General features: G+C 70.1%; 13 protein-coding genes and 4 pseudogenes. 1 reads left to right on the top strand and 16 read right to left on the bottom strand.

Translation table 11 applies throughout. From position 1 onward, the window contains the following. Positions 1-39: 39 nt before the first annotated feature. The 6 genes and pseudogenes from ASC56_RS31665 to ASC56_RS31645 all read right to left on the bottom strand — a co-directional run bounded on the left by ASC56_RS31665 (position 40) and on the right by ASC56_RS31645 (position 7,335). Positions 40-516 (bottom strand): roadblock/LC7 domain-containing protein, encoded by a 477-nt coding sequence (locus ASC56_RS31665; protein WP_055495024.1) that lies wholly within the window; start codon positions 514-516, stop codon positions 40-42. Then, positions 513-2,993: a sensor histidine kinase gene (locus tag ASC56_RS31660; RefSeq protein ID WP_055495023.1), complete on the bottom strand. Its 2,481-nt coding sequence runs from the start codon at positions 2,991-2,993 to the stop codon at positions 513-515. Before ASC56_RS31660 ends, ASC56_RS31665 begins: the two co-directional genes overlap by 4 nt. Positions 2,994-3,308: 315 nt before the next feature. Beyond that, positions 3,309-4,886 (bottom strand): ABC transporter substrate-binding protein, encoded by a 1,578-nt coding sequence (locus ASC56_RS31655; RefSeq protein ID WP_234377151.1) that lies wholly within the window; start codon positions 4,884-4,886, stop codon positions 3,309-3,311. Positions 4,887-5,167: 281 nt separating this feature from the next. Beyond that, a pseudogene (locus tag ASC56_RS42360) lies at positions 5,168-5,419 on the bottom strand (IS5/IS1182 family transposase); the annotation flags it as partial. A 559-nt stretch (positions 5,420-5,978) separates the two neighbouring features. Next, the gene (locus ASC56_RS38665) at positions 5,979-6,536 is read right to left on the bottom strand and encodes an AAA family ATPase (protein WP_079102826.1); all 558 of its coding nucleotides are present in this window, start codon (positions 6,534-6,536) and stop codon (positions 5,979-5,981) included. Next, entirely contained in the window at positions 6,466-7,335 is an 870-nt protein-coding gene (locus tag ASC56_RS31645) for a serine protease (RefSeq protein WP_055495021.1), read from the bottom strand. The genes ASC56_RS38665 and ASC56_RS31645 overlap by 71 nt, the downstream gene beginning before the upstream one ends. Positions 7,336-7,488: 153 nt before the next feature. Between ASC56_RS31645 and ASC56_RS42355 the strand changes: the two are divergent. Then, positions 7,489-7,764: pseudogene (locus tag ASC56_RS42355) on the top strand (LacI family transcriptional regulator); the annotation flags it as partial. On the opposite strand, the gene ASC56_RS31635 reads toward ASC56_RS42355, so the two are convergent. The 10 genes and pseudogenes from ASC56_RS31635 to ASC56_RS31600 all read right to left on the bottom strand — a co-directional run bounded on the left by ASC56_RS31635 (position 7,764) and on the right by ASC56_RS31600 (position 14,385). Then, positions 7,764-8,408 (bottom strand): polysaccharide deacetylase family protein, encoded by a 645-nt coding sequence (locus tag ASC56_RS31635; protein ID WP_055495019.1) that lies wholly within the window; start codon positions 8,406-8,408, stop codon positions 7,764-7,766. The pseudogene ASC56_RS42355 and the gene ASC56_RS31635 overlap by 1 nt on opposite strands. A gap of 242 nt (positions 8,409-8,650) precedes the next feature. Beyond that, positions 8,651-9,109, bottom strand: coding sequence for a Fur family transcriptional regulator (locus ASC56_RS31630; protein ID WP_055495018.1), 459 nt, complete (start codon positions 9,107-9,109; stop codon positions 8,651-8,653). A gap of 13 nt (positions 9,110-9,122) precedes the next feature. Next, positions 9,123-9,992 (bottom strand): metal ABC transporter permease, encoded by an 870-nt coding sequence (locus tag ASC56_RS31625; protein ID WP_055495017.1) that lies wholly within the window; start codon positions 9,990-9,992, stop codon positions 9,123-9,125. Further along, a complete protein-coding gene (locus ASC56_RS31620; protein WP_267887648.1) occupies positions 9,989-10,564 on the bottom strand; it encodes a metal ABC transporter permease in 576 nt (191 codons plus the stop codon). The genes ASC56_RS31625 and ASC56_RS31620 overlap by 4 nt, the downstream gene beginning before the upstream one ends. Before the next feature lie 79 nt (positions 10,565-10,643). After that, positions 10,644-10,817 (bottom strand): annotated as a pseudogene (locus ASC56_RS42895) (metal ABC transporter permease); the annotation flags it as partial. Positions 10,818-10,884: 67 nt separating this feature from the next. After that, the gene (locus ASC56_RS31615) at positions 10,885-11,826 is read right to left on the bottom strand and encodes a metal ABC transporter ATP-binding protein (RefSeq protein WP_079102824.1); all 942 of its coding nucleotides are present in this window, start codon (positions 11,824-11,826) and stop codon (positions 10,885-10,887) included. 215 nt (positions 11,827-12,041) lie between these two features. Next, a complete protein-coding gene (locus tag ASC56_RS31610) occupies positions 12,042-12,434 on the bottom strand; it encodes an SCO5389 family protein (RefSeq protein ID WP_055495016.1) in 393 nt (130 codons plus the stop codon). A gap of 46 nt (positions 12,435-12,480) precedes the next feature. After that, a pseudogene (locus ASC56_RS38655) lies at positions 12,481-12,705 on the bottom strand (ATP-binding protein); the annotation flags it as partial. A gap of 101 nt (positions 12,706-12,806) precedes the next feature. Further along, positions 12,807-13,517, bottom strand: a complete 711-nt coding sequence (locus tag ASC56_RS31605; protein WP_234377150.1) for a CoA pyrophosphatase — start codon at positions 13,515-13,517, stop codon at positions 12,807-12,809. After that, on the bottom strand, positions 13,498-14,385 hold the full coding sequence (locus ASC56_RS31600) for a TetR/AcrR family transcriptional regulator (protein WP_055495015.1): 888 nt from the start codon (positions 14,383-14,385) through the stop codon (positions 13,498-13,500). The genes ASC56_RS31605 and ASC56_RS31600 overlap by 20 nt, the downstream gene beginning before the upstream one ends. Positions 14,386-14,491 lie beyond the last annotated feature (106 nt).

The following is a 14,491-nucleotide window of genomic DNA, read 5'->3' as shown; positions in this document are numbered from 1 at the left end:
CTGGGTCTTTCCTTCCTGCTGCATGTGGTGGCGGACGGTTCACCCGGTGGCCGGGGAACCGACGCTGTTCTTGAGCTCGAGGACCAGCTCGGGGCTGAGGGCCGCGCCCACCCGGTTGGCGAACAGGGTCATCTCGTAGGCGACGTTCCCCAGCTTCGCCTCGTTCGAGGTGACGACGCCGAGCACGGATCCGCTGCCGATCGCGGAGACGAGGAGATGGCCTCCTTCCAGATCAATGATCACCTTGTTGAGGGCGCCGAGGCCGTAGTTGCCAGAAGCGCCGGCGGCCAGGCTGGTGATTCCCGAGACGATCGCCGCCAGACGCTCGGAGTCCGCGTGGTCGCACAGCCGCGAGACCGCTATCAGCAGACCGTCGGAGGAGACGGCGATGGCATCCACCACGCCCGCGGTCTCCGTCGCGAATCGGTTGAGCAGCCAGGTGAAGTCCTCTGCGGCGGCACGCAGGTCAACGGGTTCCACTGGGTTGAATTGAGTTCCACCTGTCGACGTGGTCACTGCCCCACTCCTTCCGGTCCCTCCGGGGATTCTGGTGATGCCGGCATCCGAGTCGGCTGTTGTCCCGGCTGCGCGCTCTCGCGCTCGGCCCGGGCCACCGCCTCCTCGAACTCTTCGATCGAGGAGCGGACCGCCTCCGCGTCGAGCGGCCGGCGCGACGTCGGCGTCGGCCGGCGTGCCGCCGCGGCGTTCTCGAGCGTGGCGCCGCGCACGCGGCGCCGTAGCGGCGGCGCGGCCGGTGCCGGGGTGAGTGCCTCGCCATCCGGGTGTTCCTGCGCCTGCGCTGCGGCCCTTTCGGCGGTGTTCGCGGACCGGGTTTCGGGGGGCGGACCGGCCGTGTGCGCGGTCCGCGGGACACGTCGCGGCAACGGTGCGGGCTCCTTCCCGGTGCTGTCCCGCGGTGCGCCATCCGCGGGGGTTCGCCGCGAGGGCTGGGGATGCTGCTGGGGAACGGCGGATGTGACGGCAGGCCCGGTGAGCGCTGGGGGCTTGGCGGGCCCCACGGGCCGACTCCGGGTGGGGAGGACCGACGAGGAAAAGTCCTCGCCCGCGAACACCGTGGGCACGTGGCTCAACGGCATGAGCAGCGTCGAGGGGATGAAGACCCTGCCCGTGACCCCACCGCCCATCGTCGCGGTCAACGTGACCCTGATGCCCCAGCGCCGGGCGATCCGGCCGACCACGAAGAGCCCGAGGACCTTGGTGGGGACAAGGTCGAGCCGCTCGCGGCGCACCAGCCGCTCGTTCTCCTCTTTCAGACGCTCGGCGCTCATGCCGAGCCCGTGGTCGACGACCTCGACCACCGCCGCCTCGCCCTGGGAGCGCACCCGCACCTCGACGGGGCTCTCGGCAGGGGAGAACGCCACCGCGTTCTCCATCAGCTCGGCGAGCATCAGGGTCAGATCGCCGACGATGTCGGGCGCGACGGTGACCTCGTCCAGCACACGCAGGTGGATCCGCTGGTACTCCTCGATCTGGGCGAGCGCGCCCCGTACGACGTTGGTCAGCGCCGTCGGCCGGGCCTCGAGAGCGGTCTCCGCCAGCCCGGCGAGCAGCATCAGACTGTCGGCATTGCGCTGCAGGCGCACCGCCAGGTGGTCGATGTGGTAGAGCTGGTCGAGCAGCGCGGGGTCGGTCTCCTCACGCTCGACCGCATCGATCAGCGCCAGCTGGCGCGCGGTCAGGTTGCCGACGCGCCGCCCGACGTTGCCGAACATCTCCGCCACATTGCGCCGGCTGAGCACCTGGCGCTGCAGCAGGGCGGCGGCCGCCTCCTGTACCTCGTTGAACGCCTCCGCCAGCGTGCCGATCTCGTCGCGTGCCCGCACCGGGACTGCGTTCAGCCTGAGCGGGCCGTCGTCCTCGGCCTCGTCGTCCGCCACCCGCGCGAGCTCCTGCCCGGTCGCCCTGGCCACCTGCTGGGCCGCGGCGGTCAGCATCCGCACGGGCCGCACGACGGAGCGCCGGACCAGGAGGGAGAGCAGCAGCCACAAGGCGAAGATCAGCACCACCGCGGTCAGCAGCCACCCCACTCGCCACCAGGCCTGGGAAGAGGCCCGGTCGCCGTCGTTCGCGATCTGGTGGATCAGTGACCGGGTGATCTCCAGCCGGGTGGACGCCTGCTTCTCGTACGTCGGATACGCCGCGATGGCCTTGTCGACGGCCGCCCGCACCTCGTCGAGGTCCCTGGCCTCCAGGGAGGAGGGATCGAACTGGAGGGACGCGAACTCGGACCGGATGGCGTTCTGGTGCGCGTTGCGCTCGATCCGGGCCAGCCGGCCGCTCTGGGCCACCGAGGCGATCCGGCTGAAGCGCTGGGCGTGGTGGTTGTAGAGCTGGAGGCTGCCCACCGCGCCGGTGAATTCCGTGAGCGCGCTGGAGTCGCCGGTCTGGGCGGAGAAGACACCGGTCTCGAACGCGGCATGCGCGGCGTCCGCGCGCAGCAGGGTGTCCAGGACGTTCTCGGGCGACGACACCGCACCGCCCGCGGATCCGCCGAGGCCGAGCCCGTCGATGAGGTTGGACACCATGGAGCCATAGGCCGGGTCGATGCTGTCGGCCGGGAGGTAGGCGCCTTCGACCGTCTTGCGCAGCCCGGTCAGCCCGGCGGCGCCCCGCAACGCCCTGGTCTCCGCCGCGGGAAGGCGGGATCCGAACGCGGAGCGGACCTCGGCGACCTGGCGGTCGACGGCCCACTGGGCCCGGCGGTAGTCCCGCGGCGACGGTGCGGGCCCACCGGGCTCCGCGGCCTGGTAGCGCACCGAGAGCAGAATCGCCTGCTGATGCTCCCTCTGCAGGTCGTCGACGAGGGAGGCGACCTGCTCGCTGCTGCGGACGAGGGCCGCGGTGCGCGCCGCTGACTGCGCCTGTGCGACCTGGCCCGCGATGACGTAGGCGAGGATGGCGGCGACCACCGCGGCGGGGATGATCACCAGCACATTGAGCTTGCGCTGGAACGGCCAGCGGTCGAGGAACACGTCGGCCCTTCGCCGAACCCGCGCTCCCCGACGTGCCTGTTCCGCTGCTTCCACCTTGTGCGGGGACACCAAGCCTCCGGAACGATGTCGTACGGGCAAGCTGCTCTGTTGCCTGGGTGAGTTGCCGTGCTGATCTGTATCGCTTGTCCGAACGGGCGGAGACTACAGCCTCTTTGCCCGTGAAGTTCAAGCGTCGTGCAGAGAGAACGGTGACGATGGGCGTGCCGGCCGGTCCGGGGCCGGGCCTTCGAGGAGCCCGGCGCTCGGGCGGCGGTCTTTGCCCTGCCGGGCGGCGCCCGTGCACGGCTTCGGCCCTCAGCCGTCGACGGAGAAGTCGCGGAACCGGTAGTCGGACAAGGGGTGGCTGGGGGTCGGGACCAGTCCGCCGACCCCGGCCGCGTACGCGTCGACCTGGTTCTTGAAGCCCCAGACGATGTAGCCGCCGCGCTCGTACTCGATCTTCTGGGCCGCCTTGAGCAGTTCGTTGCGCTTGCCCTCGTCGAACTGGCCGCGGGCCTGGTTGACGAGGGAGACGAACTCCGGGTCCCTCCAGTGCGTTTCGTTGTAAGGGGAGCCCTTGATCGATCCCTGTTCCACCTGCGCCAGGTAGTTCCGCGTGAACCAGTAGTCCATGGCGAACGGCCAGCTCAGGTACTTGTCGCCGTAGAAGGTCGCGGAGTCCGTCTTGCGGACCCGCACCGTCACCCCGGCGCCCCTGGCCTGCTGGGCGAAGAGCTGCGCGGTCTCGACCGCGCCGATGCCGATGCCGTTGGAGGTGACCAGCTCCACGTTGAGCCCCTCGTGCCCGGCGGCTTTCAACAGGAATCTGGCCTTGTCGAGGTCCTGGACGCGCTGCGGCAGATCGTGGTTGTACGCCGGATCGAAGGGTGCGTAGAGGTCGTTGCCGATGCGTCCCTGTCCTCTGAGCACCTGGCGGACCATCTGCGGCCGGTCGACGATCAGCCGCAGCGCCTGGCGGACCCGCTCGTCGTCGAAGGGGCCGGTATCCAGGCGCATGGTCAGCGGGGTCCAGGCCCCGGGCTCCGAGATCAGGACCTTGCAGCCCTGGGCCTCGACCAGCTCCATCTGCTCGAGCGGCAGGTTGTCCATGGCGTCGATCTCCCGGCTGAGCAGCGCGTTGACCCTGGCCGTGTCGTCGGGGAAGTCGATGATGTGCAGTTGGTCGACATGGGCCGGGCGACGCCAGTAGTTGTCGAACCTGGTGAAGACGCTCTCGTCCCCGGGGGTGAAGGACTTGTAGACGAACGGGCCGGTGCCGATGGGTTTCCTGAGGTCGAAGTCCGCCGGGACGACAGCCATGACGGTCTGCGCGAGCAGGTCCTCCAGCAGGGCGTACGGAGTCTTCAGCGGGATCCGCACGGTCAGGGAGTCGATCCGCTTGAGGTCCGCGACGTCGACCACGGCGAGGCTGCTGGCCCCGGCGGCGGGCGCCTTGGGGTTCGCGATCCTGCGCAGGGAGGCGATGACGTCGTCGGCGTCCAGGGTCTTGCCGTTGTGGAACTCCACCCCGGAACGGAGCCTCAGCGTCCAGGCCCTGCCGTCCTTGGACGGCTCCATCGAGTCCGCGAGCAGGGGCTTGACGCGGTATCTCTCGTCATGGACGAACAGCCGCTCGAACAGGTTCACCGCCCGTGCGTGGTCGGGCCAGATGACGGGATTGTGAGGGTCGAGGGTGTCCTTTGCGCTGCCGCCGGTGCAGCCGACGCGCAGGACGCCGCCCTTCTTCGGGGTCCTGGCTCCCGAGTCGTCGCCGCCGGACCCGGAGCACCCCGGGAGCAGGCCCGCCGCGGCCGTGGCGAGCAGGCCGCCACCACCACGCAGGACGGTTCTTCGCCTCATCGCTCCGCTGGGGTTGTTTCCGTGCTCGGTCATGGGCAGGTGTCGCCTTCACTTCGGGCCGTTCTCATGGCGCGCTGACTGCTCGGATGACGCGCAGCACCTCTGCAACGCGGGCAAAGGCCAGTCGGCCGGGCTTCGCGCACGCCACAGCCGACCGCCTCGCCAACGCGGTCATCGCCCCATTACGGATCGTCAGGAGGTTAGAACACATGCCCATCGAACACCCATCGAACATCGGGAAATGGTGCAAGAGATCGGGCCGGGGCTGCCGGACGGGGGTGGACCGGACCACGGCCGGGGATCTCAGCAGTTCACCGCGGCGCCGCGCCGGCCACCGAATCGGTCAGCCTCTCCACGAACTGCGGCACCGGCACGAGCGCCGGCCCGGCAGGCGACCAGGCAGGCCGACCGCGCGCGGGAAGGGATGGGTGAACTCCTCGTCGCGGAACAGCGGCCCAACTCGCCCAGCAGCCGGAGTGCCAGGCTTCCCCTCGGGAGCACTGCCGCGCCACCGGCACCGTCTCCGCCGGGACCTCCCCAGGCCCGTGAGCCGCAACGACATCCACTCGCACCCCACATGACGACGTCGGCTGACGCTCAGGGGGGGTTGTGGTGTATGGGGTGGCGGCTGGCCTGGTGTGTTGCTGATTGGTTGAGAGGCCGGGTGAGCGGTTCGAGTGAGGAGGACAGCACTGACAGGGCAGGGTCCTGCACCGTCGGATGGTGGGCTGACGATCTTGCTGCCTGTGAGGTCTCACTGATGCTGCGGTGACCGCGTGTCGTCGCCCTGCCAACGCCGCAGGTGGACTGCGACGCCTTCTGAGGCCTGCGCCGCCGCTTGACCTGCGGTCCTGCAGGATGGATGAGACTGCCGCAGATGTGGTGAGAACACCGAATGAGGCGAGGCTGGGAGAGTGCGTGCGGTGGCGGAAGGAGCTGGAAAAGGTGTTCGGGCCTTTTGATGGCCGAGAACATCGCCTACCAGCCTGGGCCTTGCGCCCATCGAGCGGGCCCTGCTGTGCAGCGGCCCCGACCGCACGGTTCACGTCGTCGACCCGGCCACCCAGGAGTGCAGGCTCTGTGCGGTTGGCATTGTCAATCGCACATCGCACAGGGCCGCCGCCCTCAGCCGAGCGGGGCGGCCAGCCGCCAGCCCTCTTCAAGCAGCCGGTCGACTGCCTCCAGGGCGAGTCGCAGCCGGGTTGAGCGGTCGCCGCGCACCTCCAGCCAGGGCACGCCGCGACCGGACAGCACCTTGCGGAAACGCTCGGTCATCCAGGGCCGCAACTCCTCGCCGTCGCGCAGGCCGTCATCGTGGAACGGCACACCCTCATGGTCGGTGAGCAGATACAACGCCCTGGGCGGCATGGCGTTGGCGAGGATGTGCACCGCGTCGGTGGTCCGGCCGAGATAGCGCTCCTGCCAGACGGTGGTGGCCAGCGCGTCGGTGTCGCACACCAGCACAGGCCTGCCGGTTCGGGCCGCGCGTTCCTCCTCGGCCGATTGGCGGGCGGCGACGGCCTCGAAGTCGGCGTCGCTCCACTCCAGGTCGAAAACACGGCGGCCACGGCCCTTCGCCGTGAGCGGGGTGCGGGGTGCGGATGAGCTGGGCTCAGTCCTCGTCCTGGGCGCGCTGGTAGAGCTTGGCGATGTCGTCGTCGAAGTACGCGGCGTAGGAGACATCGTCCTGGTCGCCGCCGCCCTCGTGGCCGCCCAGGACGCCGATGACCGTGCCGGTGTGGCTCTTGGGGTCGTAGTCGGCGAGCCAGGGGCTGCCGCTGGTCCCGTCCTCGAGACCGGTGCACTGGATGCTCAGCTGGGTGTCGCTGAACTTCGTGGTGCGGTTCTGGCACGCGACCGGGGTGTCATGGCTGGCGGGATAGCCGGTGATCTTGACCTTGTTGCCGAAGCCGCGGTTGATGCCGAGGGTGTTGCCGCCCAGAACGTCCTGGATGTCTTTGCCGTCCTTCTGGTCGAGGACGAGGAAGGCGACGTCGAGGTCCTCGTCCTGCGACTTGGCCCAGCGGTCGTCGACGACCACCTTGCTGACCTTCCACAGGCCGGTGGGTTCATTGCCGTTGCGGTAGCCGGGGGCGAAGACCAGGTCGTTCAGCGGCTGTCCGGAGTCGGCGTCGAAGGCGCAGTGGGCCGCGGTGATCAGCATGTTCCGGCCCGGACTCCGCACCACACTCGCCGTGCAGAAGTGGCTGCCCTGGTCGTCCTTCTCGAAGACCGCGCCGATCCGGGCGTTCTCCTCGGTCCTGCGGGGGGTGTACGCGTTGCCGTCCTTGGCCGGGGCCGTCGCGGAGAGGTCCTGGTCCTGGCTCTGCGAGGACTGGCCCGGCTCGCCGGACTTGCCGAAACCGCTGCGCCCACTGCTTCTGACCGTATGGGTCTGCTCCGCGGCGTCGCCCACCACTGCGGCCGCCCCGACGATGACCAGCGTCAGGGGCAGTATGGAGTTCCTGGCTAGCGATCGCACAAGGTCATTATCGACGCGGGCCGGGAATTCGGGAGGTGCTTCACCGGGAGGCTCCCGTCACAAGCCACCGCCCGGATCGGCCATCGGCACCCCAGTCGAGCGTGCCACCCGGGACGGTCATGCTCCTGCACCTGCCCGGCGACCACGGCACCGGACACCGGCGAGCTGGTGTGCTGCCCGCCCAAGGACGACAGCGACCGCACCATCGACTCGACGGACTGGCTGTCCGCCCTGGTCGCCAACCACATCGCCCGTACCAAGCCGACGCCTTGCCCCTGCCACGGGCGGCCGTACGTCTTCCGGGGACAGGGCGCCGCTCGTACCGGCGGTCACGAGGGGGCAAAGCTCGTGGATGTTGCGCGGCTCGCAGGGGTGTTCGGCGGATGCAAGAGCGGCCATCGCGCGCGCGACGACGCAACGCGGAAACGCTAGGGGGTGACGAACTGGTAGCCGGCGTCGAGCAGGCGGGGGAGCACTAGGCGCAGGGCGGCCACTGTCTGAGAGCGGTCGCCTCCGCCGTCGTGCTCGAGGATGATCGATCCGGGATGGGCGTGGGCCATGATCCGCTCGACGATGCGCGAGGTGCCCGGTCGTGACCAGTCGTGGGGGTCGACGGACCAGTCCAGCAGTCGCATGCCCATCTCGCGGCAGGTGGCCAGGGTCGGCTCCGACCACACTCCGTAGGGGGCACGGAAGATCGTGGGGCGCTGGCCGGTGACCTTCTCGATCGTGTCGCTGGTGCGTTCCAGCTGGGAGCGGACGGTCGCGGCGGATGCCCGGGCCAGATCGGCGTGGGTCCAGGTGTGGTTGGCGATCAGGTGGCCTTCGGCGGCCACCGCCCGCACGAGGCTGGGGTACGCGCTCACACGGGCACCGACCTGGCAGAACGTGGCGGTCACGGCGTAGCGGCGCAGGAGGTCCAGCACCTGCGGAGTCCATTCCGGGTTCGGACCGTCGTCGATGGTCAGCGCGATCGCTCGCGGACCTTGATGGACGTAGAACTCCGGACTGCCCGGCAACTCGACGCGGGTCGGCTCGCTGGCGTGGGAGTCGCCCGGATGAGTGGGCTTCACGGTGTCCGGTGCCGACGTCCCTGTGTGCTCAGGCGTACCGCCAGGGGCTGTGCAGGCGCTGAGGAGCATCAATCCGCCGGCTGACAGTAGGGCCCGCCGGGTGACATGCGTACTGCCTGTGTTCTCCATACCTTTGATAACTGCACTGCTCCGGAGGGTGGTTGCGCTCTTTGGGGTAAGAACACTGGGGGCCTGATCCACTCGACGGAACGGGCTCCTGGCCGACATCAGGGGGCTCGCGTTCAGTGCCGTTCGACCGTCGCATGCCGTCGGTCGCAGTCCGGGCACACGCCGGACAGTTCCACCGTGTGCCGGACGTTCGCGAAGCCGGAGGTCCGTGCGATGGTGTCGGCCCAGTTCTCCACTGGGCCGGAGTCGACGGGCTGGCTCAGGCCGCATTCGGTGCAGAGGAGGTAGTGGCGGTGGTCGGGGCCGGGGCGGTAGCGGAAGAGGCGTTCGCCGCTCGTGTCGCGGACCATGTCGGCCCGGCCGGCGTCGGCCAGGGCCGTCAGGGTGCGGTAGACGGTGGACAAGCCGACCGGTGAGCCGTCGGCGGCGAGCCGGTTGTGGAGTGCCTGGGCGCCGACGAAGCCCTCAGCCCGGATGAACGCCTCGATCACGACGGTGCGTTGCTGGGTGTGGCGGCCGATCAGCGTGACGTCGGCCAAGGGTGTGGGGGAGGGCTCTCGGTCGCGTTCCATCGGGTGCCTTCACTCATGTGCCAGTGGGGACGGCGTTTCTGGTACGAGGGCTGGAGGCGGGCCGTCGTATCAGGAACGTCGCGGCGTAGACGGCCGTGGCGGCGGCCATGATGGCGAAGCTCGGTGGCATTCTCGGCACCGCGTACGAGGCGAACAGACCGGCCCACATCTGCAGGACCGCCAGTGCGGTGGAGAGGGCGAGTGCCTGGTAGGGGTGGTCGGTGAGCCGGATGGCGGCGCCCGCGGGGGCGGCGAGCAGGCCGAGCAGGAGCAGGGAGCCGACCGCCTGGGTGGCCTCGGCGGCGCTCATTCCGGCGACGGCGAGGAAGCCGTAGCCGAGCAGGCGGACCGGTAGCCGGCGGGCCGCGGCGACGGCCTCGTCGAGCGTGGCGAACAGCAGCGGCCGGGCGATGAGGACCACCAGCAGCCCGACCCCGGCGGCCACCAGGGCGGCGACGACCGCGCCGGCGGAGGAGATGCCGAAGACGGAGCCGAACAGCACGCTCACGCCGGCGGTGCCATTGACAGTGCTGCGGGAGGTCGTGTAGAGGGTGATGAAGAAGGCGCCCAGGCCCAGGATCCAGGAGAACACGCTCCCGATGACCACGTCGTCGGGGCGTGCGCGGCGGCCGAGGGTGCCGAAGAGCAGGGCCATGGCGATGGTCGCGGCGAACAGGCCCAGGCGCAGGTCGGCGCCGAAGGCCAGGGCGGCCATCGCGCCGGTGAAGGCGACGTGGCTCAGCGCGTCGCCGGTGAAGACCTGGGCGCGCAGGACCAGGAAGTAGCCGACCAGCCCGGAGGCAGCGGCGATGGCGGTTCCGGCGAGGAGGGCGTGCTGGAAGAACGGCTGGGACAGCGGGGATGCGGCCAGCAGGACGGTCATGCTCCCACCTCCACGGAGTTGAGCCGGGCGCCGGTCCGGCTGCCTAGCAGCGTGTGCAGCGAGCGCCGGCCCAGGGCGAGCACGTATCCGGCGAAGGCGATGGTCGTCACGAAGAAGCCCAGGGGATAGGGCGAGTAGTAGGCGGCGGTCAGGCCGAGCCAGGTGGCGGCGAATGCCAGCAGGACGGCCAGGGCCAGGCTCAGCGCCGGGCGGGCGGTGAGGACTTGTGCGGTGGCGGCCGGGATCACCATGAGGGCGAAGACCAGGAGGGTGCCGGTGATCTGGCTCGCCTCGGCGGTGGCCGCGCCGAGCAGGACGAGGAAGACCACCGACAGCGCCCGGACCGGCACCCCGCGCCCGGCGGCGACTTGTGGGTCGACGGAGGCGAACAGCAGCGGTCGCCCGATCACCGCCAGCACTGCGAGCACCACGGCGCCGACCACCGTCAGCACGGTCACCTGGGAGGAGGTGATTCCCAGGAAGGTGCCGAAGAGAATGGTCTGCGGTCCCTCCAGCAGTCCCTTGTACAGGGCGATGAACAGGAAGCCGGAGGCCATCAGGAACGCCTGCACGGTTCCCGGTGAGCGCGGACTCGTGGTGGTCTCCGCTGCCGCGCAGGGCGGCTATGACCAGTGCGGCGGCCACGCACAGCGTGAAGTAGCCGTAGACCGCGCTGACTCCGATCAGGACCGCTCCGGCGGCGCCGGGGAAGGCGACCAGGGAGACGGTGTGCGCGGCGAACGTCTGGCGTCGTAGGACCACGAACCAGCCCACGAGTGCGGAGACCACGGCCACGACCGTGCCGGCGCGGAAGGCGTTGACCATGAACGGGTACGACCACATGTCCTGGAAGTCGGCGAGGAGGTTCCACGACCAGACCGGCGCCCCCGTCTCAGCGAGCGTCATGACCGCTCCCCGGGGTGTCGTGCCGGTCGGTGTGCAGCGCGGGCGCCTCCGGCTGGCCCACCACGACCAGCCGCCCGTCCGAGGCCCGCAGCACCTCGACCGGCGTGCCGTACAGCCGGGTCAGCGTCTCGGAGGTGATGACCTCGGTCGGAGTACCAGTGGCGGCCCCGCCCTCGGCCAGGTACACCACCCGGTCCAGGTGGTGGAGTATCGGGTTCACGTCGTGGGCGACCATGACCACGGAGACGCCCTCCTGGTGGCAGATCCGCCCGACGAGTGCTGCGACGGCGCCCTGGTTGGGCAGGTCCAGGCTGTCCAACGGTTCGTCCAGCAGCAGCAGTTCGGGCCTGCGGACGAGCGCCTGGGCGATCAGCAGGCGCTGCTGCTCGCCGCCGGAACACTGCCCGATCGGCCGGTGCGCGTACGCCGACGCCCCGACCAACTCGATCACCTCGTCCACCCGCGCACGGTCGGCCCGCCGCCGTGCGCTCGGGAACGGCAGCGGCACGCCCCATCGGTCGCCGTCCAGGCCGAGGCGCACCACGTCGATGCCGCGGATGCGCAGGGTGGCGTCGAAGCTGCGGCGCTGCGGCAGGTAGCCGATGCGGTCGTTGGCCTGTCCGGGACGGGCGCCGAGGACCCGTACGTCTCCGGCCGCTGCGGGCAGCGCGCCGAGCAGGACCTTGATCATGGTGGACTTGCCGACGCCGTTGGGACCGAGCACGGCGGTGAACTCGCCGGCCCCGATGCGAAGGTCCACGCCCGACCAGAGTGCCCGGCCGCCGACCCGCACGGCGGCGCCGCGCAGGGCGACTACCGGGGCGTTCGCGGAGTCCGCGGTAGGTGTCGTGGCCTCCGGCTCGGTGTTGGGGATGGTCGGGGTGCTGTGGCTGGTGACGGCCTCGCGGGCCTTGGCTATCGGGTTCATGACTTGGTTCACTTCCCGGTGGCCTTGGCCAGGGCCTGCTCGATGCCCTGGAGTTCGGTGGTCTGCCACTGCTGGAAGGTGGCCCCTGCGGGAGCGAGGGTCTCGGTCACCGTGGCGACCGGGATTTTGACCGGGTGTGCGACCGCTTAGGCCGCCGCAGTCGCTCACGGGGACCGGGCGTCCCTGTGGGCGACTGCGGCCGAGGAGTCCGTGGTTCAGCAGTCGCGGAACTCCGGCGACTGGTTGAGGATCTGTGCGCGCAGTGAGGTGAAGCGGGTGTGGGTCTCGCCGCCGCGTGCCTCGGGGTGGAAGGCGGCGACGCGGTGGCAGTTCTGGAAGGCCAGGATGATGCCGAAGTGCCGTTCCGGGCTGCCACGGATCGCGTCGCTGGACAGCGCGCGCAGCAGCTGGCCCCGCTCCCTCTCGGAGGGCGGCGGAGTCTGGTTGTCGGCGAACTCCGTCGTACCGGAACGCAGTTCGTCCGCTAGGCGGGCGATGAGGTCGTAGGCGTACGGCAGAGATGTGCGGACCGTTTCCACGAAGTCCTGCTCCCGCACCTCGCCGTTCTCGGCTTCGGCGAGCAGCTGTGGGGAGACGTCGAGTGACATGAAGGGCTGTCCTGTTCTGTGGTTCTGTTCTTGGAGGTGGCCGGGGTCAGGTGAGGGCGGCGGCGGTCAGTGCGGTGGGGCCGTGCCGGAAGTCCGGGTCGACCTGGGCGGCGAGATCCTGGCCGGTGGCCTCGTTGGCCCAGGCGGCGGCGTTGCGTAGATGGAACTCAACGGCGTGCTTCTGGAGGCTCGCCCAGTCCTTGGGGCGGGCGTCCACGGCTGCGCGCAGCCGGTCCAGTGCGCGGGCGTTGTGAGGCTCCAGCTCGCCGTGACCGCCGCGGCAACCCTGATCCTTCGACGCTGTCTTCGAGGCCGATGATGTGGGGTGCGGGGGTGCGGGGGTGCGAGTGACCTGGCTCGGAGGAGTGCTGGTCATGTGCGGGTGAAGGCCGGCTGCACCAGGTCGGCCACGCGTGTGGAGCGCCCGAGCAAGGCCACCTCGCGGAACTGCCACAGCAGTGCGCCCGTCGGCGCGTGCACCACCATTCCACGGCGCAGCGGCATCTGCAGCACAGGCCGGCCGTCGCAGTCCGTGCGCCAGCGCGGGATGTCGGGGTCGGTGAGCCTGCGGAGCGGGATGGGGTGCAGCGAGTGGACCTCGCGCTCGTCGCGTGCGGGAGTCACCGGCGCCCGTGGGATCACGACAACCGGGCTGATGACGAAACCGGAGTCGGTGACGAAGTCGTCGAGCAGGCCGGCCACCTCGGATGGACCTGCCTGGATCCCGGTTTCCTCGGCCAGTTCGCGCAGTGCCGCCCCCACAGGGGTCTCCGCGCCATCCAGCCGACCGCCGGGCAGGGCCCACTGGCCGGCGTTGCGACCGCGGGCGGCCCGTTTGATCAGCAGTACGTGAGCCTCGCCGCGATGTGCGAAGAGCGTGAGGCAGACGCCGGCGCGCCGCGTGCCCTGCGCTGCGGGGGCCTCGCGCCGTTCGAAGGCCGCGAGGTTGACCCGCACCCGGCTCGCGACCTCACTGATGCCGGAGGTCGCAGCGGCCCCGCGCCGGCGGTCGGGGTGTTCCCGGAGGGCCCGGACCGCTCCGGCGGCGATGGCTCCGGCCTGGTCAGGCGTCGGTGCTGTCAAGAGATCCCCCTGCCCGCGCGAGGAGTTCGCGCTCGATGAAGTCCAGTAGAACGCCACGCATCCGGTCGGCCGTTACTTGCGGTGCTTCCGTCAGCACCTGGATGGCCAGGCCGTCGGTGAGCGCGGTGATGCCCAGCGCGAGCTGTTCGGCGTCGGCGTCGGCGCGGAACTGGCCCTGCCGTTGCCCTCGTCGGATGATCCGGACTACGGCCTCCCGCCACCGGGCGTAGAAGTCGTTGTGGATCGTGCGCAGTTCGGGGCGCAGTGCCGTCTCGGCCCAGAACTGCAGCCAGACCAACCACTCGTCCCTGACCCGGCCCCGCGTGGGCAGTTGCATGTCGATGAGCTTCAGCAGGCGTTCATGGGCGCTGTCCACGGTTTTGAGCTCGGCGCTCTGCCGCTCGAAAGCGCTCTCGACGCAGTGCAGCAGTGCCGCGCTGAGGACGTCTTGTTTTGTGGGGAAGTAGTAGTGCACGGCTCCGCTGCTGGTGCCGCAGGCGCGGGCGATATCGGCGATCCGTACCGCGTGATAGCCCTGCTCGGAGATCAGTTTCCAGGCTGCCTCAAGGAACTCGGTGCGGCGGCGCTCGTCGCTCGACCGTTCCGTGTCTGCGGCCGCCCGTGCGGGATCGGTGTGCGGCTGCTCGGCCGCCCGGACCGGTCCCGTGCCCCGACCGTGCACCAGCCAGTCGACACTCACTCCACCTGCAGCGGCGATGGCCGACAACTCCTCCGCTGTGAAGCGTCGGTTGCCCTGGAGCGACTTGGAGAGCTTGGTCGGTTCGAGGCCGATGTGTGCGGCGAACTCCCGGTGCGTGTCCGCGACTGCGTCGATCACGCGGCGCACGCGTTGCGCTGTCTCGTCCATGGTGCCGTACCGTAGCGTCCGCATTGCTTAAATCGCAATGCCCCTGGTGTGTGCGGGTGTTGGCTGGACGTTCTGCATTCAGCGAAAATCCCAGGTTGCGAACACT

It is taken from the genome of Streptomyces sp. TP-A0356 (genome assembly GCF_001417775.1).
Lineage (GTDB): Bacteria > Actinomycetota > Actinomycetes > Streptomycetales > Streptomycetaceae > Streptomyces.
Note: the sequence above shows the minus strand (reverse complement) of the source record. Positions and strands in the feature narration are given on the sequence as shown.

Excerpts from the sequence above, each read along its gene's own strand:
- ASC56_RS31655 (WP_234377151.1), bottom strand. The coding sequence starts at position 4,886 with ATGACCGAGCACGGAAACAACCCCAGCGGAGCGATGAGGCGAAGAACC.
- ASC56_RS31630 (WP_055495018.1), bottom strand. The coding sequence starts at position 9,109 with ATGGAACGCGACCGAGAGCCCTCCCCCACACCCTTGGCCGACGTCACG.
- ASC56_RS31600 (WP_055495015.1), bottom strand. The coding sequence starts at position 14,385 with ATGGACGAGACAGCGCAACGCGTGCGCCGCGTGATCGACGCAGTCGCG.
- ASC56_RS31625 (WP_055495017.1), bottom strand. The coding sequence starts at position 9,992 with ATGACCGTCCTGCTGGCCGCATCCCCGCTGTCCCAGCCGTTCTTCCAG.
- ASC56_RS31615 (WP_079102824.1), bottom strand. The coding sequence starts at position 11,826 with ATGAACCCGATAGCCAAGGCCCGCGAGGCCGTCACCAGCCACAGCACC.
- ASC56_RS38665 (WP_079102826.1), bottom strand. The coding sequence starts at position 6,536 with ATGTCTCCTACGCCGCGTACTTCGACGACGACATCGCCAAGCTCTACC.
- ASC56_RS31610 (WP_055495016.1), bottom strand. The coding sequence starts at position 12,434 with ATGTCACTCGACGTCTCCCCACAGCTGCTCGCCGAAGCCGAGAACGGC.